The organism is Flavobacterium chungangense LMG 26729, from assembly GCF_000735715.2.
GTDB classification, from domain to species: Bacteria; Bacteroidota; Bacteroidia; order Flavobacteriales; family Flavobacteriaceae; genus Flavobacterium; species Flavobacterium chungangense.
Genome location: NZ_JASY01000012.1, coordinates 105,165 through 128,760 on the forward strand (window position 1 = coordinate 105,165; position 23,596 = coordinate 128,760).

Below are 23,596 nucleotides of genomic sequence, written 5' to 3' on the forward strand. Positions count from 1 at the left end.
TCAATTTTGTCATTCCGTAGAAATCTCAAGTCTGTTATTTATAAATGTAGATTCCTACGGAATGACAAGAATTGTGTTTAAAATAAATACCGAAACAATGCCTTTATAAATGGCATTTTAGGGCATTTTAAAATCACTTTAAGGTCTTCTATTAAATTGGTTTCTTCATCTAAAAACTTAAAAATCAATGCTGGATTATCTTTTTTAAATAAAGATGAAAAAATACGGCTTCCTAATTCGTTATTTCTATACAGAATATCCAAAAGTAATAAATCATAAAACCAGAATTTGCTTTTTTTATGAAACGATGACATTTTAAAATTTTCAGTCTCAAGAAAAGCAATCAATTCAGATGATTTTTTATCTGAATTTTTAAACGTATAACCTGTACTTGCTTTTGTCCAGCCTCCTGCAGTACCAATATTTAATACTCTTTTAGTGTTTTTATTCCAAAATGGAAAACAGGTCATCGGAATGCTGCCTTGTTCTTTTTCGATAATTTGATACTGATCGGCGCCAAAATTCTTAAGATAAATTTGAATTTCCTTTTCATATTCTGCTTTTTCAAGCAGCTTCTCTGAAAACAATGTATATTCGACCAAAGCTTCAGTTTTAGAAGTAGGCAAAACATACATAAACCTTGTATTTCCTTTTTGTTTTACCGAAAAATCCATAAAAGTAACTTTTTCAGGATTAAAAACTTCGGCTTCTGTTTTCACAAACCAACCTGTAAAATGCTGTTGTAAAACGGGATATTTTTTCTGATTCTGAGTAAAATCCTTAGTATAAATGCTGTTAAATAAGTAATTGGCCGTATATCTGTTTTCTTCTGTACCTACAAAAACATGAGTATCGAGTTCATTGATATCCGTTACTTTTTCAGTCAAAAAAGTGATATTGGAATTATTAGAAATCTCTTTAAAAACAAAATTATAAAAATCTAACCCGTTAATTTTATTGTATTGATAAGGCCTGAGCTCTAAATCTCGCTTGAAATTTTCATTGGCAAACAAAGCCATATCCCATTTTTTTGAAATAACAGAATCCCACATACTTTCACTCTTATCCCAAAAACACCAGGTTCTGTCGTTTGTTTTTTTTGAATCCTGATCTAACAATAAAATAAGTTTATCCGCGAATTTTCCGGACAAAATCATCTTGTAAACCGTCATCAAAGCAGCCTGACCTGTTCCTGTAAAAATATAATCGAAGTGTTTGATTTCTGAAGAATTCATTCTCAAAAATAGCAATTTTATTCTTCCAATTTTTGTAAAAGAATTTTAAAATCCTTCGGGCTTAAATAACTATTATACTGAAAGATGATTTCATTTTTTTGATTTAAAACACATAAAACCGGGTATACAATCTGGTTATTTATCCTTCCCAGCTGTAAAGCCAGTTCATGCACACCCACATTATTTCCTGAAGGTTTATATCTAAACAACTGATTATTAAAAGTTATATCTCTTCTTTCTTCTGCATTCAAATCAATAAAATAAAAATTTGAATTTAATTTTTCAATAATTTCCTGATTTTTGAAAGTCGTCGCTTTCATACGCTGGCAAAACTGACACCAGTCAGTATGGATAAAAACGATTATTTTTCGCTTTTGAATTTGCTGTAAACTATCCATTGCTTCAAATGATCTGTTTTGAAGCTGACTGAATCCTGTTGAGTTGATTCCGAGAAAGAGGAGAATTATAGCTAGCTTTTTCATTTGTTAGTTTTTTAAATCCGATGTCAACCTGAGCGGAGTCGAAGGCTAGTAAATTGGAAAGGGCTTCGATTCCGCTCAGCCTGACAAATGTTTTCCAGACATCTGCATTTACCTGAAAGTATACCGCAACCCAAAAAAACCTCGAATAGTTTGATTCTGCCCATATACATAGGTGGTATCAAAAGGTAAACCATCCGGATTTTTATCAAACGGATCATCAGCACCGGAAATCAAAAACGGGTTATTCTGCATTGGTGTGAAATTCAGCAGATTCTTGATTCCGCCGTAAATTTCAAAATCCTTCCAGCCGGAATACGTAAACTGAATATTCTGAATGCTGTACCAGGGCGACTCAGGACTTCTTGGATCGGTTTCGCCCAGCAAAGGCAATTTCATTGGGCTGTATACATTACCTGTATAGTCTATTAATAACTTTAGTGGTTTTACTTTATAGGAAACACTCCAGGTTGCTGTAAAATTCTCTGTCAGAAAAGGTCTTTCCGAAATCCCATCCTGCACATTTTTGTTGTCTAAAAATGTTGCGCCAAGAATAAATTTTAAGCCTGAAGGAAAATTCAGATCAACATTGGTACTGATTCCCTGACTTAAAGCATAACCATCGATATTGTCGTAAATGATTTTATTGGGATCGGTTTCGTAATCTGAAATGATTTTATTGCTGAAACGAGTATAAAAAGCTGTCGTTTCAATTCCTATAAAAGTTCCATTTCCAAAATTTATCTTCTGAATATAATTTAAATTCACATTTACAGATTTCTCCGGTTTTAAATTATTAGCAATTACAACATCTCTTGAACCTGTAAGTGCAGCGTGATCTTCTGTAAATAAATTCACAACGCGAAATCCGGTTCCGGCATTTAATCTGAAGATGGAGTTTTCATTTGCCTTGAAACGATAAGCAAATCTTGGTGTAAAAATGGAACCATGAATAGAGTTATAATCGTAACGCGCTCCCAACAAAACCTGACTTTTTGGCGAAAACGTAATTTCATCCTGAATAAAAATTCCGGGTAGCCATGTACTTTCGGCATCTTTTGTCCCTGCTGTATTGTCGTCGTAATATGTATAGCGATTTGCAATTCCGGCAAGCAAATCATTTTGACCAATCTTTCTATCCCAGGTTAACTGCAAAAAACCAATTTTTTGGTTAGCAATATACGATGTCGTCCCGTAGCGACTGTCCTGATAATGTATGTTTCCGGAGAACGAAAGCATCAGTTTTTCTTCAAAAGGCAATTGGTAACTTCCTATTAATTCTCCTCTTTTGGTGTATATGCTTTCACCGTAAATCTCATCACCTCCGCGGTATTTCTTCTCCCAGCGTACATCCCCACCCCATCGATCTTCATACATTCCGCGGGCTGCGATAGTAAATAACCGATTATTATTTCGCTGAAAACTCCATTTATTAAAAACCGAAATCCTTTCTGAAAGGGTTACATCTGTAAAATTATCCTTGTCTTTATCTATTATCTGATCATAGTTAAAGTAACTAACCCCTAAAATTGAAGTTGCTTTTTTTCCGGCATTAAACTTCATTCCTAAATCGAGATTACTTTCAAAATAAGTAGTTGTAAAATAATCTGCAGAAAAAACCGGTGCATTTGTTGGATTTTTAGTGATAATATTAATTAGGCCTCCAACCGCTTCGCTTCCATACAGAGAAGAAGCCGGACCTTTTACAATTTCAATTCGTTCCACTAAAGAATTTGGAATTCCGGATAACCCGTAAACTGTCGATAAACTGCTGACAATGGGCATACCATCAATCAAAACCAATGTATACGGTCCTTCTAATCCGTTAATGTGAATATCTCCTGTATTGCAAACACCACAATTGAGCTGTGGTCGAACACCGTTAATGTTTTGCAGTGCATCATAGATACTTGGAGTTGGATTTTTTTTGAAGAAAACTGAAGAATAAACTTCGACAGGTACAGCACTTTCTAATCGTTTTACCGGTTTTAAAGTTCCGGAAACTACCACTTCATTTAATTGATTATCATTATCAGTCAATTCAAAATTATAGGATTGTACAGCATCTTTAATAACTTGAATTTTCTTTTTCAAGCTCTGAAAACCCATTTGAGAAATTTGAATCGTGTAATTTCCAACAGCAACATTTTCTAACGAATAATATCCTAAACTATCCGTAACTGTTTTTTGTTTTGTACCTAATAAATGAACGTTTGCAGCTTGTATTTTTCTTCCTTCACCCGAAACAAAACCGGAAACAGAAGTGATTTCCTGTGCATAAGAAAATTGTAAAGTAAACAGAATCAATATTACTATTGAATTTTTCATTATCATAAAATTAAATTTAGACAAAACTAAAAATTAAATTTGACAAACAATGATTATAAGTCAAAAAAAATAATTCAATTTAAATTAAGATGTTATATTTCTCTTTAAACATAACAATAGCTCAAACAAATGATTCCTCAATAAGTTCTTTGTTAATTGCCGCCCCAGCAAAAGATCCGGACGAAACTGCCAAAGCCACAGAACGCATTTGAGTCGTAGCATCTCCGCTTGCATAAACACCGTAAACAGTTGTCTTTTGCATCAAATCGACTTTTATTAATCCTTGATCACTGAGTCCACAGCCTAAAACTTGTGGCAACGAACAATGCTGTTTTAATGCTGGTCTTGCATAAATGGCTTTTACATCAATCTTTTCTCCATTTTTGAAAACAATATTCGAAATATATCCGTCATTATGTTCAAAAGACTCTAATTCTTCTTCCAAAATCAAAACAGCATGCTTTTTAAGAATCTGCATTTGTTCAGAAGTTAATTCTGATTTCCCGTTTGTACATAATATTAAATCTTTAGTCCAGTTCGAAATCAGTTTTGCATATTCAAAACCCACTTCGCCATTGGCAACAATAGCTGTTTTTTGATTTTTGACTTCATAACCATGACAATACGGACAATGTAAAACCGATATCCCCCAACATGCTGCAAAACCTTTAATCTCCGGAAATAAATCTTTAACGCCTGTTGCAAATAATAGCTTTTTAGACGTAAATAGTTCCCCCGATTCTGTTTTTATTTCAAAACCATTTTGTGTTTTAACAACTTCACTGGCAAGTCGATTGTAAAATTGAACTGTCTTGTAAAAGTCAACCTGCAATTTAGCTTTCGCCAAAATTTCTGCAGGATTTTCCCCATCGTGAGTAATAAAATTATGAGAATGTGGTGTTTGCCTGTTACATGGCAAACCACTGTCGATAAGTAAAACCTGACGTAAAGAACGTCCTAAACTCATCGCTGCAGATAAACCGCTGTAACTGCCTCCAATAATAATCACTTCAAAATTCTTTTCCATAAGGGTAATTTTTAATGATTTTGCTTTTTGTGTAATTTATAATTCAATAAATGTCCGATGATCATTCCGATTCCTCCTAAGTAAATTAAGTCAATATGAATTTCAAATATCATTTCACCTAAAATACTAATCCAAATAAGACTCATCGAAACAACCAAAATTGAGGATACTAAAACCGATGATTTTTTTATAATTTTGAAAATAGCAAAAACACCAATTAAAGCAAACAGCAAATCAATTACCGGATTATGATTTAGCCCAAAAGGGAGAATGGTTAGAAGTGGAAAAATCAAACAATGAACTAAACAAATAGTCGCTGTTGACAATCCTAAAATATCATAAAAAGGTGTTGCAGTTTTCTTCATTTCATGTACATTTGCTTTAATGCAATTTTGTTGCAAATATACACATAAAAACCAAATTGCAACATTGTTGCGATATTATTTTTATTCTAAAAAAAATGAAAACAACGAGAAATACCACAGCAAAGACGGCCGTTTTAGAGATTTTTGGAAAATCTAAAACTGCTCTGTCACACACAGAAATTTACAAACAAATTGAAGATGTGTGTGATCGCGTTACCATTTACAGAATTTTAGACCGGCTGGTTAATGATGATATCGTGCACAAAATAGTTGATCTTGACGGTACTGTAAAATATGCAAAATGTAATCATCATGCACAGCGGGTCCATATTCATAATCATGCTCATTTTAGCTGTGAAAAGTGTCTTGAAATAACTTGCCTCGAAAATGTAAAACCAAGTTATATCATGCCGCATAATTATAAAGTAAATAATATAAATTTCACTTTATCAGGATTGTGCCCTAATTGTTTAAATTCGAACATTTAGTTTTAGACTTGTCTAAAAATTTTGTTGTGCGAATATGATTTTTATATATATTTGTTAAAACAACATTTTTAAAATGACAAGATCTTTAGACGAAGTAAACCAATCGGTTGCTACAGAGCATAAAAAAACAGGATTTCGTAAAATATTAGCCTTTTTAGGTCCTGCTTATTTGGTAAGCGTTGGATATATGGATCCCGGAAACTGGGCTACAGATATTGCCGGCGGTAGTCAGTTTGGATATTCTTTGCTTTGGGTTTTATTGATGAGCAACTTAATGGCTTTGTTACTTCAAAGTTTAAGTGCAAGGCTGGGAATTGTGACTCAGCGTGATCTGGCTCAGGCATCTCGTGAAACGTATTCGAAATTCATCAATTACATATTATACTTTTTAGCCGAAATTGCCATTGCAGCCTGTGATTTAGCAGAAGTTTTGGGAATGGCAATCGGGATTAATTTATTGTTTGATATTCCGCTTATTGAAGGGGTTTTGATAACTGTTTTGGATACTTTTCTGTTATTGTTTCTAATTAATAAAGGAATCCGAAAAATGGAGGCCTTTATTATAGTTTTAGTTGCTATTATTGGTTTTTCTTTCATCTTTGAAATGATTTTTGCTGAACCGGAGCTTGACAAAGTGATTTACGGACTGGTTCCCTCAATTCCAAGTTCAGCGGCTTTATACATTGCAATCGGAATTATTGGCGCAACGGTAATGCCTCACAACTTGTACCTTCATTCTTCATTGGTACAAACCAGAAAATTTGACAGAACACCAGCCGGAATTAAACAGGCTTTGAAATACAACTTTATAGATTCGACAATTGCTTTAAACTTAGCCTTTTTTGTAAATGCAGCCATTCTAATTTTGGCAGCAGCCACGTTTTACAAAAACGGAATGTTTGAAGTGGCCGAAATTCAGGATGCTCATCAGTTTTTAGAACCTTTGCTTGGAACCAAATGGGCCCCAATATTGTTTGCTGTTGCCTTGATTGCCGCCGGACAAAGTTCAACCGTAACCGGAACCTTAGCCGGACAGATTGTGATGGAAGGTTATTTGAATTTAAGGATTCAGCCCTGGGTTCGTCGAATCATAACACGTTTGATTGCTATAGTCCCGGCAGTTGTTGTGATTTTAATTTATGGGGAAAGCGTAACGGGAAAGTTACTAATCTTAAGTCAGGTTATTTTGAGTTTACAATTGGGGTTTGCAATTATTCCTTTGATTCATTTTGTGAGCGATAAAACCAAAATGAAAGGTTTCCATATTTCAAAGACCACTCAAATCGCTGCCTGGATAATCGCATCCATTATTGTTTCTCTAAATGCTAAATTGGTTTATGACGAAATCACTTCCTGGCTCGAAAGCTCAAGTAATCCAACGATTCTTTGGTTTACCGTTGTTCCTTTAGCCTTTGGATTTCTTGGATTGTTACTTTATATTGTATTTAAGCCTTTTATTGCAAGAGCAAAATCAAATATTGAAAATCATTCACCTCATCATTTAAAATTACAATACACTCCAAAAGAAACTTATACTAAGAAAAATATAGCCATCTCAGTTGATTTTTCAAAAGCTGATGAAGCCGCACTAAACAACGCTTTCGAACTGGGCGGAATCGATGCACAATATACCATAATTCATATTGTTGAAACTGTTGGTGCCTTAATGTATGGCGGCAATGTTGATGATCACGAAACAACAATAGACGAAAAATTATTATTAGAATATAAAGAGCTGCTTTCGAATAAAGGCTTCAAAATAGAAACTGCACTTGGTTTTGGAAAACCTGACAGCGTGATTCCGAAGATAATCAATCAGGGCAATTTTGATATTTTAGTAATGGGAACGCACGGTCACACAGGATTAAAAGATATTCTTTTTGGCACAACAGTAGACAAATTGAGACATAAAATTTCGATACCTTTGTTGATTGTTAAATAAAAAAGGTGCTGAGGCCCTAAGTTGCTAAGGTTTTTCTTTGAATGCTTTTAAACTTAGAACCTTAGTATCTCAGAACCTTAGAACCTCAAAAGAAATGACTTTCTCAGAAGAAAACTACCTTAAAGCGATCTACCATCTTACGGCTTCATTAGAAACTGAAGTCAGCACGAATGCTATAGCCGAAATGATGGAAACAAAAGCATCATCGGTTACTGATATGCTTAAAAAACTATCCGAAAAGGATTTGGTGAATTATAAAAAATACCAGGGAGTTTCATTGACTGAGAACGGAAAACTATCTGCAAAAATGATTGTTAGAAAACATCGTTTGTGGGAAGTTTTTTTAGTAGAAAAATTAAATTTCAGCTGGGATGAAGTGCACGATATTGCGGAACAGCTTGAACACATCAAATCAGAACAACTAATCAACCGTTTGGATGATTTTCTGGGAAATCCAACAGAGGATCCGCATGGAGACCCCATTCCGGATGCTAACGGACGAATCATTAAAATTGAAAAACACTTACTTTCAGAATTGGCAGAAAAACAAATTGGTGTTTGTGTAGGTGTAAAAGATACTTCGTCTGAGTTTTTAAAATATCTGGATAAACAAGGAATAGCTTTGGGATCTAAAATTATGTTTCAGTCGAAAGAAGCTTTTGATTTATCCGTAAAAATCAAAGTGGACGAAAGAGAATTATCTATTTCGAACAAAATTGCTTCTAATTTATTTGTGAAGCTGATTTAAGTTCAACATTACTATTAAAAAAAGCCCAAAAAGAAAATTTATTCTTTTTGGGCTTTTGCAATTTAGTCTTTCAAACTATATAATATCTTTTGAAAATCGGCTTTAAACGTATCTTTCTTTTCTTTAGAAGTCCATGACAACACTTTATAAAATGCTTTTTTAGTTTCGACAATCCCAATCAGATAATAAATCTCCATATTGGCATCTTTATCAAAATAAGTAGCATCTGACTCTATAAAATTATTTTCTCCTATTTTTTTAGAAACAGATTTAGAAATCTCTTTCTTATCTTCATCCGTTAAAAAATCTTTCATAAAATCTTCGTAAAAGTCATTTATAGAATTGTAATTTAATTCTAAATACCCTAATTCTTCTTTAGTATCAAATATTACAAATCCGTAAACTTCCTTAACCTCACTTTTATACTGAATAGCCGAAGAGGTATTTATCCCTGCCGTTTTATTCATATAATCCGGTAGACTAATATTAAAAACATGTCCGGCTTTATATTCTTTCATTTTAGTCTGAGCAGTAACTCCGGTACCTATAAAAGCCAAAGCAATTATAATAATGATAATTTTTTTGTTCATTGGTTAAATTCTAATTATTGGATTTCTTAAACTTAAATTTTATTTACAAACCTGTTAAACAATACCTTTATCAATCATTTCCAGCATAACCGGCGACGCATTTTTGAAAGTCGGCGGCTGTTCGATAATACTTCCGGCATTTTTTTTATTCACTTTGAAAGTCAAATCATTTTCTATTGTGAATAAAAGTGCTGTTAAAAATGGGTTTTTGATGTAAGTGCCTAAAACCAACAAAGCTTCATCGAGAGTATGAATACTTTCGATTTCTTCAGTTTTATAGCGGAAAGTTAACGAAATTGAGAAAGTCTCATCTTCATTTAAAACCAATCTGAAATAAATATTTTTCAGTTCTGTATCACCAATGGTTTTAGCTAAGGTAAGTTTGGCAAAGGTGCCGCTTTGAATGCTTTCTTTTACGCGTTCACAAAAAAGAGCAAATATAGGTTCGTATGACATTTTTTAATGTTTTAGTTGCTAAAGTTTCAAGATTCAAAGTGTGTTTTTTAATTACTTTGTGTATCTGTGTAAAATCTCTATACAACTTTGTGGTATAATTTTATTTTCCTGTAAACTGCGCTTTTCGTTTTTCTAAAAATGCCGTTGTTCCTTCTTTAAAATCCTGAGTTCCGAAACATTTTCCGAATGATTTTATTTCTGTCTCGAAACCATCTTTTCCATCTTTATAATTTGCATTGATGGCTTTTATTGCTTTATTGATTGCAAACGGGGCATTTTTGATGATTTTTTGGGCAATTACATTTGTAAATGATAAAAGTTCTGCCTGAGGAACAACATGATTTACTAATCCGTATTGTTTTGCTTCATCGGCAGAAATCATGCCTGCCGTCATAATCATTTCCATCGCTCGTCCTTTGCCAATTAATTGCGGTAAACGTTGTGTTCCTCCATAACCCGGAATCAATCCTAAAGAAGCTTCCGGCAAACCCATTTTGGCATTGTCAGAAGCTATTCTGAAATGACAGGCCATTGCCAGTTCTAATCCGCCTCCCAATGCAAAACCATTTACGGCAGCAATTACAGGTTTCTTTAAATTTTCGATATAATCAAAAAGCGATTCATGTCCTTCAGCGGCTAATTGTGCTCCTTCGATAATAGTATAATTTGCAAATTCTGAAATATCGGCTCCGGCTACAAATGCTTTTTCGCCACTTCCGGTAATGATAATTACGCGAACTTCTTCATTTTTACCCAATAACTTTACTGCTTTACTCAAATCACTAATGGTCGCTTTATTTAAAGCATTTAGTTTTGCAGGTCTGTTGATTGTTACGGTTGCAATTTTTTCTTCAATGGCTATTAAAAGATTTTCGTAGTTCATGACGCTGTTTTTATGAGTTTGTAATAGGTAAGGAAACTGTAAACGTCGTTCCTTTACCATAAGTTGACTCAAAGGTAATTGTTCCTTTGTAATTTTCGATAATGTTTTTTATAATTCCGAGACCAAGTCCCATTCCGCTGGTTTTGGTGGTAAATTTTGGTTCGAAAATACGGTGGGTATCCAACTTTTGAATTCCGATTCCGTTGTCTTTTACTGCAATTTCAACATTGTTATTTTTGCGTTTTACAGTAACCAGAATTGATTTCTGAAACTGACTTTCCGGAATCGCCTGTGTAGCATTTTTAACCAAATTTGTAATGACACGAATCAATTGGGTACGATCCATTTTTGAAATAATTTCTTCTTCATCACTTTCAAAAACAATATAATCTTCGTTAAAAATATCCAATGCCAGTTCTACTACCTCAACAACATTTAGGGTTTCATTTTGCTGCGCCGGCATCGAAGCAAAATTTGAAAATGCAGAAGCTACGGCTGTCATTGTATCAATTTGCTGAATTAAAGTTTCTGAGTAATCGTTCATTTTCTGTTTCACATCAGGATCATTAGGATCAAACTTTCTCTGAAAACTCTGAACCGTCAAACGCATAGGTGTCAACGGATTTTTAATTTCGTGTGCGACTTGCTTTGCCATTTCCCGCCAGGCTTCTTCACGTTCGCTTTGGGCAAGCTTAATGGCACTTGTTTCGAGTTTATCGACCATTCCGTTATAGGCCTTAATCAAAAAGTTCACTTCTTTACTGTTTGCTTCCAAAACAATTTTTTCGTTTTTCTGATCTAAGTTTGTTTCTTCCAGACGGTCAGAAATCGTTTTAAGTGATTTTGTGATGTAAGTCGAAAGAAAATAAGCCAATGCAAAAGCCACAACCAACATAAAAGAATATACCTGACTTAATCGAATTAGAAAAGTATTTAATTCGTTGTCGTAATAACCATCGTCCTCCAAATAAGGTAAATTTAATATCCCGAGAGGTTTAAATTTTTCATCTTTAATTAAACTGTAAGAAGACCTGTTTTTGACTCCGTCGATAGTTTTAATATCTACAAATCGTTTTTCAATAGAAGAACGCACTAATTTCAGAATATAATCCGGAACAGGCGGGGCTACTTTATCAACAGCAAAAGATTCTTTGGAAGTTTTAAGCAATATTCCGTTCAGACTGTAGATGTTGATTTCTATTTTATGAATCTGAGCCAGTTCGTGAATTTTATCTTTGAAAATCAGATCTAAATTAGCCGTTTTCAATGGATAAGTTGTCGTTGCCAAGACATAATTGATGTGCTCTTTTACGGCATTTTCTTTACGCTCTAATCGTTCCTGATGGTATTCTTTGGCTTCATTTTTAAACTGAATAATCGATATGGAAGCCATTAAAAAAGATGCCACAACAATCAATACAATCATCGACAAAAAAATCCTGATTCGCAGTGAAAGCATTGACATTTTGAAGTTGTTCAGCATTATTTTTGTTTTATTTGTTTCAGGTTTCACGTTTCAGGTTACGTTGCATTTGTCAACTTGAAACCTGAAACCTGAAACTAAAAAAACTATTTTTTTTCTCTAATTCGTTTATAAAATTTAAAGCCTAACATAAGTAAAACGGAGAATAAAATGATTCCGACTACGCCGAAGATCCAGTTGAAGGCACTTTTTAAAACTACTAAAAAAACAATAGCAAATAGTATAATAGTGGCGCCTTCATTCCATAAACGCATATAATTGCTGGAATATTTCACCTCATTATTTTGTAATTGTTTAAAAATCTGATGGCATTTTAAATGATACAGATACAATAGAAAAACGAAACCTAATTTAATGTGCATCCAGGGCATTTTGAGCCACGCATTTCCTAAATCCGTGAAAAACAGCATCCAAAAAGCAAAAATACTGGCTAAAATTGCTGATGGCCATGTGATAATATACCACAGACGGTAACTCATTATTTTGAATTGCGCCTGCAAAATTTCTTTTTCGGGAGATGGCTTATCATTTGCCTCTATTTGATACACAAACAAACGCACAATATTAAATAATCCTACGAACCAGGTTAGTACGAAGATAATGTGCAGTGATTTTAGATAATTATAGTATTCCATTAATTATTTGTTTCAAGTTTCAAGTTTAAGGTTTTCTCAAAGTTGAAACGTGAAACCTTAAACCTGAAACAAATATTATTTCGCCCAATCATTAATCCAGTTAGAAACCGTCTCACACCATTCATCATCGTCATTCAAACATGGAACTGCAAGGAAATCTTCTCCTCCATTTGCTTCAAAATCTTCTTTGGCCCGCATGGCGATTTCTTCCAGAGTCTCTAAACAATCTGAAACGAATGCCGGTGTTACAACCGCTAATTTCTTGATTCCTTTTGCAGGCATGTTATCAATTTCAACATCCGTATAAGGCTCTAGCCATTTATCACCTGCCAGACGAGACTGAAAAGTTAAACTGTATTTATCTTCCGGAAGTCCCAGCAATTTAACAACCTGTTTCGTAGTTTCATAACATTGGTGACGGTAACAGAATTCATGCGCCGGTGATGGCGTGTTACAGCAGGAACCATCGATTTTACAATGTGATTTTGTCACATCCGTTTTTCGGATATGACGCTCCGGGATTCCGTGGTACGAAAACAATAAATGATCGTATTCAAATCCAACTAAATGTTTCTGAATCGAATCTGCTAAATTTTTGATGTAATCCGGTTTATTGTAAAATGCCGGAACATCTGTAAATTTCATGTGAGGGAATTTCTTTTTGCGAATTTCTTCGGCTTTAACCAAAATAGTTAAGGTAGAAGCCATTGCATATTGCGGATATAATGGAAAAAGCATTACATCAGTAACGCCTTTATCGTGAAGCTCCTGAAGTCCTTTTTCGATTGTCATGCTTCCATAACGCATTGCCAGAGAAACCGGAACATTTACTAAAGGCTGTACTTTTTTCTGCATTCTTTCTGACAGCACAACTAATGGAGAACCTTCTTCCCACCAGATTTTCGCGTAAGCATGTGCAGATTCTTCGGGTCTTTTTCTCAGAATAATGCCTCGAACTAATAATGCTCTTAATAAATACGGAACATCGATTACGTATTTATCCATTAAAAATTCATCTAAATACGGTTTTACATCTTTTGGTGTTGGACTTTCCGGAGAACCTAAGTTTACTAATAATACGCCTTTCATATTTTTTGCTTTAGGCTTTAAGCACTAGGCTTTAAGCTTTTTATTTGTTTTTAAAAATTTCGTCAAAAGTAGTACTTGCTGCTTTTGTGAAATATGATAATTGTTACTTTTTGATTATGCTATTATTTTTAAAATTGATTTCTGTCTTCTCAGATTCTGAATTTACTTCTACTGAACATTTAATTTCACCATTTTCAATATCTACTAAAGCTGTACTTTTGCCAAAAGAAACCTTTAATTTTCCACTTGTTGTAAAAACAGAATTAATTGCAGCTTTTCTTTTTCCACACTTTTTAATAACATCAGCTTCCCATTTAATAGTATCATTTTGAATTGCTATCAAGATTTCACTTTTTCTATCTATATAAAAAGTTATTCCTCCTACATATTCCATTCCTTCTAATTTAGACAACTTACCGTAATCAATTTTCGAAACTTTCTGGGCCTCTATATTTTGAAAGACTAATAAAAGAAAGACTAAAAGTAAAATCACTTTCTTCATGAACTACACATTCGCATTAATTGACATCAAATATTTTTTAGGCGTTGTGCCAAATTTCTTTTTGAATGCGGCTATAAAGTGACTTCCGGTGCTGTAGCCTATTTTCAATCCAACCTCGTTTACATTATAAGAACCACTGTCTAACAATTTTCTGGCGAAATCCATTTTGTAATCAAACAGGAATCCGTAAACCGTGTCGCCATAAATTTGCTTGAAACCCATTTTGAGTTTCTTCAGATTCAAACCAATCTGATCTGCTAATTCTTGTAATCCTGGAGGCTCTGCCATATTAGCAATTACGATTTCTTTTGCTTTTCGGATTTTCAAAACATTATCCTCATCAATCAAAAACGGACATTGCTCTGCATTTGGGTCTTCGGTTCTGTTAAAATACAAACTCAGCAATTCGTATCCTTTTCCTTTATAATACAAATTTTTAATCGAAGGATGAAGATTATAATGAAACAGCTGGCTTAAAACAATTGCCATTGAAGGGCTGATATTTCCCTCGTTGTAATATTTTTTATCCTTATTATCAGGACTTAAAAACGTGATATAATTCGCCTCGGCAGAAAATAAAGCGTGAAATTTCTTGATGGAAACAATTACCGAGATTACCCAGGAATTTTGAGCCAATTCTAAATTCAGTGGCAATTCCTTCTGTGGGTTATACAATAGCAAAGATTTTTCTTCTTTTAGTTCCAAAGCATAATTGCCCTGATTGAAAAGAAATTTAGCATTGCCTTTTAGTCCGAAATGAAACTGTATCAGGCCACTGCCTACTTCACGCTGAGCAAAAAATGGTTCTGAGCCGTCGTTTTGAAAACGTATAAGCGTAAAGTCATCCTCAATTTTTATTTCTTCCTCCATTGATTTCTTTATTCAGGTTACTATTCCCGTTTTTGATAAAACGAATAATTGGACATCCAAAATTAAATCTTTTTGATGGTTTATCGATTATCTGCACCTAAATTTATAAAATCTTTATTGTTTTAATCTTTAACAAATTCAAATCCTTTGGCTGTAATGATTTTTGCATGGCAACGCCTTAATCTATAGGCTTTGCCACTCCCTGTCAGGATTAAAACCCGTAAAAAAGTTTACTTTCTAAAAATGAACAATAACGTTTTAGCTATTTATAGCAATTCTAAATTAATCCTTTTCTTATAAATAATAAAACCAAGCCAAAAAAGCCCTCGTATATAATTTCAAAATCTAATCATTTTAAAATTATCGATATGAAAGCTAACAAAACAATTAAAAAGATACTTTGGTCAGGACTCATAGTCATTGTATTATTTATCGGCATTTTCCTTTTCCACATTATTACAGCCAAACCGGCAGTTTACGAAAGTCCAAATTTGCAGGTAAGCCGAATCGATTTCAAACAGGATATAGATTCTCTTCAGGCAAAGCAAATCTGTTCGGATTTACGATCTATCAAAGGACTCACTTCCGATTCTATTATTATTAAAAGAAATGTGGTAGTCTATTTCCACAACAATAAAATTACTGACTCTAAAAAAGTATTTGATGAATTAATGACCAAAGGACAATATGATGCCCAGCGTTATATTTTACCGGCACACCTGGCCAGTAAAGAAGTTTGCCCGGTAAATCAAAACAGTATGAGTTATAAATTATCTAAAAAAGTAAATCAATTTTTTAATTAAACCTTTAAATATTTTATCATGAAAAATTTCTCAAAAATCACACTTAGTGTATTAGTAGCTGCATCAGCAACTTTAACTTCCTGCAATAATGACGATGACGCTCCAGCACCAGCAAAAGCATCTATATACGAACGTTTAGGCGGAACAAAAATGGTTTCAGATCCTGATAACTCAGGACAGATGATTGAACAGGGCCGTTTAAGTTTTCGTAAAGTAGTAAACTCAACAATAGGATTAATCGTAGCGGATATTCAGTCTAATGCTTCAGGAAACTTACAGGCACATTTTGCTCCGGTTTTAGCAGAAACAGGAAATACTCAGGCTACTAGTATTGCAAGATTATCTGATAATCTTACCGATTTCTTCTCGTACAATACAGGAGGAACAAATGCTGTTAATACCTATTCCGGTTTGAATATGGTTGCTGCACATGATCCTGCAAAAAACCCGCGTATGGGAACAAAATCAAGTAATGCAGATTATACAAAATTTGAAGGGTATGTTGGTGCTGCTGCCAATGCAAACGGTGTTGCTTCAAACACAGTTCTTTATACAGATATTGTTGCTGTATTAGAATCTTTGAGAACGCCAATCGTTCAAAAATAATTTATTTCTTTTGAAACCCTGCCTTAATTTCAAGGTAGGGTTTTATTTAACGAAGCTGTTTTTATATCTAAACTTTCCAGAATCGTGAAAGTGAATGGGATATAAAACCCAAAAAGCATTTATACGAACTCATAGCGATATTTTTTCGTACAATATTTAAAACAAAAGCCAGACTGTTATTTAGAACAAATATACATAACAGGTTGTCGAATCCTTGATATCATTATAAATGGCAATAAATCCTATTTAGAATAGCCAAAATGTATCAATTTATTCCATAGCGATATAAAAAGTACCTCTAGCGTTGTTTTTATAAATTAGTTAGTAATAATTTTGTTGCACTTTTTAACGAAAGTATAATATGGAAAATTTTAATATGTCCAGAACTACCACTTTTTACGCCTTAGGTTTAAGTTATAAAAAAGCAGATGCTACTATTAGAGGAAAATTTAGTTTAGATGCTAAAGCACAATCTGATTTACTGGCTCAGGCTAAAACCGAAGGAATAGAATCATTAATAGTCACTTCTACCTGCAACAGAACTGAAATTTATGGTTTTGCGAATCATCCTTATGAATTAATCAAATTGCTTTGCGATAACAGTAATGGTTCCGTTGAGGAATTTCGCGAAGTTGCCTATATCTACAAAAATCAGGAAGCCGTAAACCACATGTTTCGTGTAGGAACTGGTTTAGACAGTCAGATTTTGGGTGATTTTGAAATCATCAGCCAGATTAAGATCGCTTTCAACCTTAGTAAATCTGAGGGTTTAATTAATACTTTTATTGATCGGCTTGTCAATAGCGTTATTCAGGCAAGTAAAAAGGTCAAAACAGATACTGAAATTTCTTCTGGTGCAACATCGGTTTCGTTTGCATCGGTTCAATATATCATTAAAAATGTAGAAGACATTGGAAATAAAAATATTCTACTGTTCGGAACTGGAAAAATAGGACGAAATACCTGTGAAAATTTAGTAAAACATACTAAAAACGGACACATTACGCTTATCAACAGAACTAAAAACAAAGCTGAAATACTGGCCGGAAAACTAAATGTAATCGTAAAAGATTACGCTAACTTGCAGGAAGAACTGCAACAAGCTGATGTTTTGGTGGTGGCTACAGGTGCCAAAAACCCAACTATTGACAAAACATTACTGAATTTAAAGAAACCGTTATTGATTCTGGATTTATCCATTCCAAGAAATGTAAATCCTGATGTGGAACAAATGCCGGGTGTAACTTTAATACATTTAGATTATCTGTCCCAGATGACAGACGATACCCTTGAAAGAAGAAAACAGCATATTCCTGCCGCCGAAGCGATAATCGAGGATATGAAATTAGAATTGAATACCTGGATGAATGGCCGTAAATATGCGCCAACTATTCATGCTCTTAAAGCAAAACTAAACGATCTTGTTGCCGGTGAACTGGCCTTTCAAAAAAAGAAAATGCTTAACTTTGATGAAGAACAGGCTGAACTAATCAGTTCCCGAATTATACAAAAAATTACCAGTCAGTTTGCCAGTCACTTAAAAGACGAAAATACATCAATTGATGAAAGTATCGAGTTTATTGAAAAAGTGTTTCAGATTGGGCAGCTTGCACCAAAAAATATTCCTTCCCCGGTTGAAGAAAAATACAAAATCAACCTTTCATAATAGTTAAACAGAATGTTCCTTACTTTTAAGGATCCAAAAAAATATGGCTCAAAAAGTTATCAGAATAGGAACCCGCGATAGTGAGCTCGCGCTTTGGCAAGCTCATACTGTCGAAAAAAAATTAAACGATTTAGGCTTTAAAACTTCAATTGTTGCCGTAAAATCTCAAGGAGATATTATACTCGACAAACCACTCTACGAACTCGGCATTACGGGAATCTTTACCAAAACTTTAGACATTGCCATGATCAATGGCGATATTGATATTGCGGTACATTCTATGAAGGATGTTCCAACGGCTTTGCCAAAAGGAATTGTTCAGGCAGCAGTTTTGGAAAGAGCAAATGTTCTGGATATTTTAGTTCATAAAGGAAATCCTGATTTTGCCAATCCAAGTACCATTGCAACCGGAAGTCTGCGTCGCCAGGCACAATGGTTCAATAAATATCCAAATCATACTATAGTTGATTTGCGCGGAAACGTAAATACGCGTATGCAGAAACTTCAGGATAACGACTGGGATGGAGCCGTTTTTGCTGCTGCAGGTTTGGAACGCATCAACCTAAAACCGGAAAATGTTATTAATCTGGATTGGATGATTCCCGCACCCGCACAAGGAGCAATGCTGGTTGTAGCAATGGAAAATGACAATTATACACTTGATGCACTTTCGCAATTAAATCATATTGAAACTGAGATTTGTACTTATATAGAACGTCAGTTTTTAAGAACACTTGAAGGCGGATGTACAGCACCAATCGGAGCTTTGGTTACCTATAATGAAGACGAAGATACTTTACATTTTCAAGGCGTTTTACTTTCTATTGACGGGAAACAAAAATTGGAAATCGATAAAACAGTTGATATCTCAGAATGGAAAAAATTAGGTTTTAACTCGGCTCAGGAGATTTTGAATAATGGAGGAACTGAATTAATGCAAAAAATCAAAGAATCCTTGAAAAAATAATGGCAAACCAGGTTCAAATACTATCAACTAAAATATTATCGCCTCTTCATAAGCAGGAATTGATGAAATATGGTATTGAAGTAATCGAAGCCGATTTCATCAAAACCGAAAACAAACCTTTCGAATTAAAAGACCTCAACGAAAGCCTGATTTTTACAAGTCAGAATGCCGTTCATAGCGTTTTATCACATCCAAAATCGGAAGAACTCAAAAAGAAAAACGTGTATTGCGTTGGACTTAAGACCAAAACCTTATTGACAGATAACGGATTCAACGTTATTGCCTATACAGGTTACGCTTCAGATTTGGCAGAAATTATCACTTTGATTTACAGCAGTGAAAGTTATACCTTTTTCAGCGGGAATCTTAGAAGAGATACTTTGCCCGAAGCTTTAAAAGAAAACGGAATTAAATTCAATGAAATTCAGGTTTACGACACAACATTGCAGCCGCAAAAAATAAAAGGAAATCCTGAAGCAGTATTGTTTTTCAGTCCTTCTGGTGTTAAGAGTTATCTGAAAGACAATTCCATAAATAAACAAATCTGTTTCTGTATTGGTGATACAACCGCAGACGCTTTATCAAAAATCACCAAAAACATCATCGTCGCAGATCAGCCTACAATTGAAGATGTGATCGAAGATGTAATTCAGGAATATAAATAGCAATAAGCTTTAGGCTCTAAGCCGTAAGCTAAAATTTAAACAATAAACGCTTAAAGCCTAAAGCTTAAAGCCTAAAGCAAAAAACAATGTTAAAAAACGACCTATTTTTAAAAGCATTAAAAGGAGAAACAGTTCAGCGTCCACCAGTTTGGATGATGCGTCAGGCAGGAAGATATTTGCCGGAATTCAGAGCCTTGCGTGATAAATATGATTTCTTTACACGTTGTGAAACTCCGGAATTGGCCGCAGAAATTACCGTTCAGCCTATTCGCAGAATTGCTCCGGATGCTGCGATTTTATTCTCGGATATTTTGGTAGTGCCACGTGCTATGGGAATTCACGTAGAATTAAAAGACAATCTAGGCCCGATTATTCCGGATCCTATTCGTACGATGGAACAGGTAAATCAGGTTTTTGTTCCGGATGTAAATGAAACTTTAGGTTATGTTTTTGACGCTGTGAAATTGACTAAAGAAATGCTGAACGATGAGGTGCCATTAATTGGTTTCGCAGGTTCACCATGGACTATTTTCTGCTATGCTGTTGAAGGAAAAGGTTCTAAAAGTTTTGATACAGCAAAAGGATTCTGTTTTTCAAATCCGGTTGCAGCACATACTTTATTACAAAAAATTACGGATACCACTATTTTATATTTAAAAGAAAAAGTAAAATCTGGTGTAAATGCGGTTCAGATTTTTGATTCGTGGGGAGGAATGCTTTCTCCGGTTGACTATCAGGAATTTTCATGGAAATACATCAACCAGATTGTTGAAGCATTGGCCGAGGTTACTCCGGTTATTGTTTTCGGAAAAGGATGCTGGTTTGCTTTGGGCGAAATGGGTAAAAGTAAAGCTTCTGCATTAGGAGTTGACTGGACATGTTCTGCAAGAAATGCACGTTACTTATCGGGCGGAAATGTTACTTTACAAGGAAATTTCGATCCGTCAAGATTGCTTTCTCCAATTCCGACTATCAAAAAAATGGTTCATGAAATGATCGACGAATTCGGAAAAGATAAATATATCGTAAATTTAGGTCACGGAATTTTACCAAATATCCCTGTAGATCATGCCAAAGCATTTATTGACGCGGTGAAGGAATACGGGAACTAATTTAATAGTAAGATTTAATCAGCTAAAATCCAAAACCGTATGAAACAAAACAATACTGCTTCTGAAACTGAAGAAATTGGTAAAAATTTCATTAGATTTAATACCGTTGTATTGTCTGTATTTATTGTTTGGTGGTACAATGTAATCAGTACTTTTGGTTTTGGTCATTTTTATTTATCCGGAGAAAAACAAATGTTTGAAATTATCATTTATAACATTGGTTCATTTGTTTTACCATTATTATACACTTTTTATATTTTAGGTCATGTTCAATATGCAAAAATTAAAAAACAGTCATTACATTTTAAACTTATTGGAATTGCGTGGCTTCCAAGCCTTATTCTTTTAGCTGTTATTTGCTATACTGCATTGACAATTGACAATAGAGTATATTTCGAATAAAAACAAAACTGATAAATGCTCAACAAAGGCTTACGAGATGAAGAAAAAATCAGAATTGATAACGTCCTCAAAACGTTACGGACTCTTGTTTTTGTACCTCAGCCTTTGGATCATTTGCAAATAGCAGAAGTTGAAAGTCAACTAAAAGAATTCGCATTAAACATTGAAACTTTAGTTGATTATTCGAATGAAGAATTAATCACATTATTGATTCGTCTTCACTTTGACTGGGACCAGTTAGAACAGTTTGCAGATTTTTTAATGGATTTTTCAAAAGTCAAAAACTATAATTTTGAAAGTAAAGCTTTGGCTCTTTACCAATATATTCAGGCTGAAAGCAAGGTTTTTTCTTTTGGGATAAATGCTAAGATTGCTTCGCTAAAAAACATTAACACAAAATAAGTTATCTGCTACGGATCATAAAAAGTAAATTAAATGTTTACAGAAAGAGAAAGTATCTTCGATTTAGAGTTTAGTAATTCCTGGACTAAATATTTTTTCTTTGCTTTTGTATTTGGTTTGGGATCCTTTTTTGTTGGTTATAACATTTATAAAGATGCAAATTATGATTATCGAGGAGAATTTTACAAAAACCATATAAAAGATGATTTTCAGGGAATTGTACATCGAAAATGGTTTTATCATCATGTTGTTTATATAAAACTAACAGATTCTACAGAAATAATAGGTTATTATTCTATTTATAAAAAAGTACATAAAGGCGATTCAATTATTAAAAAGAAAAATTCGAAAGAAATAATTCTTAATAAAACAGATAGTATAATTTATAATGATATTTACGATGAGAACAAATTTCATTTTAAATTAAAATAGATTTCAAATCATGAAAGACAAATTTTACGCCTACATACAACAATTACAAGACCAAATCTGTGCAGGATTAGAAGCTGTTGACGGAACTACAAAATTCCGTGAGGATTTATGGAAACGTCCGGAAGGCGGCGGTGGAAGAACACGCGTTATTGAAAACGGAGCTGTTTTCGAAAAAGGCGGTGTAAACATTTCAGCCGTTCACGGAAAACTTCCGGAAACAATGCAAAAGATGTTTGGCGTTGGAGAAGCAGACTTTTTTGCCTGCGGATTAAGTTTGGTTTTACATCCTAAAAACCCAATGGTTCCGACGGTTCATGCCAACTGGCGCTATTTTGAAATGTACGATGAGTCAGGAAATGTGATTCAGCAATGGTTTGGCGGTGGACAGGATTTAACGCCTTATTATTTGTTTGAAGAAGATGGAAAACACTTTCATCAAACCTGCAAAACTGCCTGCGACAAACATAATCCGGAGTTTTATCCAAAATACAAAAAACAATGTGATTCGTATTTTTGGAATACCCATAGAAATGAAGCCCGCGGACTTGGCGGTTTATTCTTTGATTATTGCAAAGCAAATGAGCAAATGTCAATGGAAAACTGGTACGATTTCGTAACTGAAGTTGGAAACAGTTTCCTGGAAGCGTATGTACCAATTATAGAAAGAAGAAAGAATCTTTCTTACACTCCGGAAAACAGAAACTGGCAGGAAATCCGCCGTGGCCGTTATGTGGAGTTTAACCTGGTTCACGACAAGGGCACATTATTTGGTTTAAAAACCAACGGAAGAATCGAAAGTATTTTGATGAGTTTACCTCCGCACGTGCAATGGGTTTATGATCATCATCCGGAAACGGGAAGTGACGAGGAGAAATTATTAAAAGTGTTGGAAAATCCTGTAGACTGGATTTAATCACTTCAAAACATAAAAAAGCCCTAAAATTAGACTGCACCCAAAATTTTGGACTAATTTATAATTAAATTTGATAATAATGAGCTCGATATTGTATCGGGCTCATTCCTTTTAAATTAAGTTTTATTCTATCATTGTTATAATAGTCTATATATTCGATTATTTCCTGTTTTAATTGATTAATAGAACTGTATTTCTTAAGATAAAAAAGTTCTGATTTTAATATTCCAAAGAAGTTTTCAATAATAGCGTTGTCAAGGCAATTTCCTCTTCTAGACATACTTTGTTTAATCCCTTTTTGCTTTAGTAAATACTGGTATTGTTTCATTTGGTATTGCCAGCCTTGGTCAGAGTGCAGTATTAAATTAGTTTTATTGGGTATTTTTTCAAAAGATTTTTTAAGCATAGATAGAATTTGATTAAAGTTTGCTCTTTCTGATAAATCGTAACTGATAATTTCTCCGTTGAATAAATCAATTATTGGAGATAGGTATAACTTTTTACCTGA

General features: G+C 34.0%; 27 protein-coding genes. 13 read left to right on the forward strand and 14 right to left on the reverse strand.

Features of this window, described 5'->3' with window-relative positions; genetic code table 11:
• Positions 1 to 77: 77 nt before the first annotated feature.
• The 5 genes from JE46_RS18125 to JE46_RS18145 all read right to left on the reverse strand — a co-directional run bounded on the left by JE46_RS18125 (position 78) and on the right by JE46_RS18145 (position 5,434).
• On the reverse strand, positions 78 to 1,235 hold the full coding sequence (locus JE46_RS18125) for a lycopene cyclase family protein (RefSeq protein WP_031456701.1): 1,158 nt from the start codon (positions 1,233 to 1,235) through the stop codon (positions 78 to 80).
• Positions 1,236 to 1,252: 17 nt separating this feature from the next.
• Positions 1,253 to 1,717: a thioredoxin family protein gene (locus JE46_RS18130; RefSeq protein ID WP_031456702.1), complete on the reverse strand. Its 465-nt coding sequence runs from the start codon at positions 1,715 to 1,717 to the stop codon at positions 1,253 to 1,255.
• Positions 1,718 to 1,825: 108 nt separating this feature from the next.
• Positions 1,826 to 4,042 carry a TonB-dependent receptor gene (locus JE46_RS18135; protein ID WP_031456703.1) on the reverse strand — a complete coding sequence of 739 codons (2,217 nt, stop codon included), beginning with the start codon at positions 4,040 to 4,042 and terminating at the stop codon, positions 1,826 to 1,828.
• A 121-nt stretch (positions 4,043 to 4,163) separates the two neighbouring features.
• Positions 4,164 to 5,069: an NAD(P)/FAD-dependent oxidoreductase gene (locus JE46_RS18140; RefSeq protein WP_031456704.1), complete on the reverse strand. Its 906-nt coding sequence runs from the start codon at positions 5,067 to 5,069 to the stop codon at positions 4,164 to 4,166.
• Between the two features lie 11 nt (positions 5,070 to 5,080).
• Positions 5,081 to 5,434, reverse strand: coding sequence for a MerC domain-containing protein (locus JE46_RS18145; RefSeq protein WP_031456705.1), 354 nt, complete (start codon positions 5,432 to 5,434; stop codon positions 5,081 to 5,083).
• A gap of 95 nt (positions 5,435 to 5,529) precedes the next feature.
• Between JE46_RS18145 and JE46_RS18150 the strand changes: the two genes are divergently transcribed.
• The 3 genes from JE46_RS18150 to JE46_RS18160 all read left to right on the forward strand — a co-directional run bounded on the left by JE46_RS18150 (position 5,530) and on the right by JE46_RS18160 (position 8,612).
• Positions 5,530 to 5,922, forward strand: coding sequence for a Fur family transcriptional regulator (locus tag JE46_RS18150; RefSeq protein WP_031456706.1), 393 nt, complete (start codon positions 5,530 to 5,532; stop codon positions 5,920 to 5,922).
• A 73-nt stretch (positions 5,923 to 5,995) separates the two neighbouring features.
• Complete coding sequence (locus JE46_RS18155) at positions 5,996 to 7,864, forward strand: Nramp family divalent metal transporter (protein ID WP_031456707.1); 1,869 nt, start codon at positions 5,996 to 5,998, stop codon at positions 7,862 to 7,864.
• 94 nt (positions 7,865 to 7,958) lie between these two features.
• The gene (locus JE46_RS18160) at positions 7,959 to 8,612 is read left to right on the forward strand and encodes a metal-dependent transcriptional regulator (protein ID WP_031456708.1); all 654 of its coding nucleotides are present in this window, start codon (positions 7,959 to 7,961) and stop codon (positions 8,610 to 8,612) included.
• A 62-nt stretch (positions 8,613 to 8,674) separates the two neighbouring features.
• Here the strand turns inward: JE46_RS18160 and JE46_RS18165 are convergent, their stop codons facing one another.
• From JE46_RS18165 to JE46_RS18200, 8 genes are all read right to left on the reverse strand, one after another.
• Entirely contained in the window at positions 8,675 to 9,202 is a 528-nt protein-coding gene (locus JE46_RS18165; RefSeq protein WP_031456709.1) for a hypothetical protein, read from the reverse strand.
• Between the two features lie 54 nt (positions 9,203 to 9,256).
• Positions 9,257 to 9,658: a hypothetical protein gene (locus JE46_RS18170; protein WP_031456710.1), complete on the reverse strand. Its 402-nt coding sequence runs from the start codon at positions 9,656 to 9,658 to the stop codon at positions 9,257 to 9,259.
• Between the two features lie 100 nt (positions 9,659 to 9,758).
• A complete protein-coding gene (locus tag JE46_RS18175; RefSeq protein ID WP_031456711.1) occupies positions 9,759 to 10,541 on the reverse strand; it encodes an enoyl-CoA hydratase/isomerase family protein in 783 nt (260 codons plus the stop codon).
• A gap of 10 nt (positions 10,542 to 10,551) precedes the next feature.
• Positions 10,552 to 11,967, reverse strand: coding sequence for an ATP-binding protein (locus JE46_RS18180; protein WP_083480903.1), 1,416 nt, complete (start codon positions 11,965 to 11,967; stop codon positions 10,552 to 10,554).
• 143 nt (positions 11,968 to 12,110) lie between these two features.
• Entirely contained in the window at positions 12,111 to 12,659 is a 549-nt protein-coding gene (locus JE46_RS18185; RefSeq protein WP_031456713.1) for a CopD family protein, read from the reverse strand.
• Between the two features lie 75 nt (positions 12,660 to 12,734).
• Positions 12,735 to 13,748 carry a ferrochelatase gene (hemH, locus tag JE46_RS18190; RefSeq protein WP_031456714.1) on the reverse strand — a complete coding sequence of 338 codons (1,014 nt, stop codon included), beginning with the start codon at positions 13,746 to 13,748 and terminating at the stop codon, positions 12,735 to 12,737.
• A 103-nt stretch (positions 13,749 to 13,851) separates the two neighbouring features.
• On the reverse strand, positions 13,852 to 14,250 hold the full coding sequence (locus tag JE46_RS18195; RefSeq protein ID WP_031456715.1) for a hypothetical protein: 399 nt from the start codon (positions 14,248 to 14,250) through the stop codon (positions 13,852 to 13,854).
• A 3-nt stretch (positions 14,251 to 14,253) separates the two neighbouring features.
• Positions 14,254 to 15,120 carry an AraC family transcriptional regulator gene (locus tag JE46_RS18200; RefSeq protein ID WP_031456716.1) on the reverse strand — a complete coding sequence of 289 codons (867 nt, stop codon included), beginning with the start codon at positions 15,118 to 15,120 and terminating at the stop codon, positions 14,254 to 14,256.
• A gap of 368 nt (positions 15,121 to 15,488) precedes the next feature.
• Between JE46_RS18200 and JE46_RS18205 the strand changes: the two genes are divergently transcribed.
• The 10 genes from JE46_RS18205 (at position 15,489) to hemF (ending at position 23,088) form a co-directional block, all read left to right on the forward strand.
• The gene (locus JE46_RS18205) at positions 15,489 to 15,923 is read left to right on the forward strand and encodes a hypothetical protein (RefSeq protein WP_031456717.1); all 435 of its coding nucleotides are present in this window, start codon (positions 15,489 to 15,491) and stop codon (positions 15,921 to 15,923) included.
• 18 nt (positions 15,924 to 15,941) lie between these two features.
• The gene (locus tag JE46_RS18210) at positions 15,942 to 16,529 is read left to right on the forward strand and encodes a globin family protein (protein ID WP_031456718.1); all 588 of its coding nucleotides are present in this window, start codon (positions 15,942 to 15,944) and stop codon (positions 16,527 to 16,529) included.
• A gap of 361 nt (positions 16,530 to 16,890) precedes the next feature.
• Positions 16,891 to 18,195 carry a glutamyl-tRNA reductase gene (gene hemA, locus JE46_RS18215; RefSeq protein WP_031456719.1) on the forward strand — a complete coding sequence of 435 codons (1,305 nt, stop codon included), beginning with the start codon at positions 16,891 to 16,893 and terminating at the stop codon, positions 18,193 to 18,195.
• A gap of 43 nt (positions 18,196 to 18,238) precedes the next feature.
• Positions 18,239 to 19,162: a hydroxymethylbilane synthase gene (hemC, locus tag JE46_RS18220; protein ID WP_031456720.1), complete on the forward strand. Its 924-nt coding sequence runs from the start codon at positions 18,239 to 18,241 to the stop codon at positions 19,160 to 19,162.
• Positions 19,162 to 19,827 (forward strand): uroporphyrinogen-III synthase, encoded by a 666-nt coding sequence (locus tag JE46_RS18225; protein WP_031456721.1) that lies wholly within the window; start codon positions 19,162 to 19,164, stop codon positions 19,825 to 19,827. Before hemC ends, JE46_RS18225 begins: the two co-directional genes overlap by 1 nt.
• Positions 19,828 to 19,913: 86 nt before the next feature.
• Positions 19,914 to 20,939 (forward strand): uroporphyrinogen decarboxylase, encoded by a 1,026-nt coding sequence (hemE, locus tag JE46_RS18230; protein WP_031456722.1) that lies wholly within the window; start codon positions 19,914 to 19,916, stop codon positions 20,937 to 20,939.
• 39 nt (positions 20,940 to 20,978) lie between these two features.
• On the forward strand, positions 20,979 to 21,341 hold the full coding sequence (locus JE46_RS18235) for a hypothetical protein (protein ID WP_031456723.1): 363 nt from the start codon (positions 20,979 to 20,981) through the stop codon (positions 21,339 to 21,341).
• A gap of 15 nt (positions 21,342 to 21,356) precedes the next feature.
• Positions 21,357 to 21,743 (forward strand): hypothetical protein, encoded by a 387-nt coding sequence (locus JE46_RS18240; RefSeq protein ID WP_031456724.1) that lies wholly within the window; start codon positions 21,357 to 21,359, stop codon positions 21,741 to 21,743.
• 33 nt (positions 21,744 to 21,776) lie between these two features.
• Complete coding sequence (locus JE46_RS18245; RefSeq protein WP_031456725.1) at positions 21,777 to 22,175, forward strand: hypothetical protein; 399 nt, start codon at positions 21,777 to 21,779, stop codon at positions 22,173 to 22,175.
• Positions 22,176 to 22,185: 10 nt separating this feature from the next.
• On the forward strand, positions 22,186 to 23,088 hold the full coding sequence (gene hemF, locus JE46_RS18250; RefSeq protein ID WP_031456726.1) for an oxygen-dependent coproporphyrinogen oxidase: 903 nt from the start codon (positions 22,186 to 22,188) through the stop codon (positions 23,086 to 23,088).
• Between the two features lie 64 nt (positions 23,089 to 23,152).
• On the opposite strand, the gene JE46_RS18255 is transcribed toward hemF, so the two are convergent.
• Positions 23,153 to 23,596: IS3 family transposase (locus tag JE46_RS18255; protein ID WP_031456727.1), on the reverse strand; the 444-nt coding region annotated here is incomplete at its 5' end.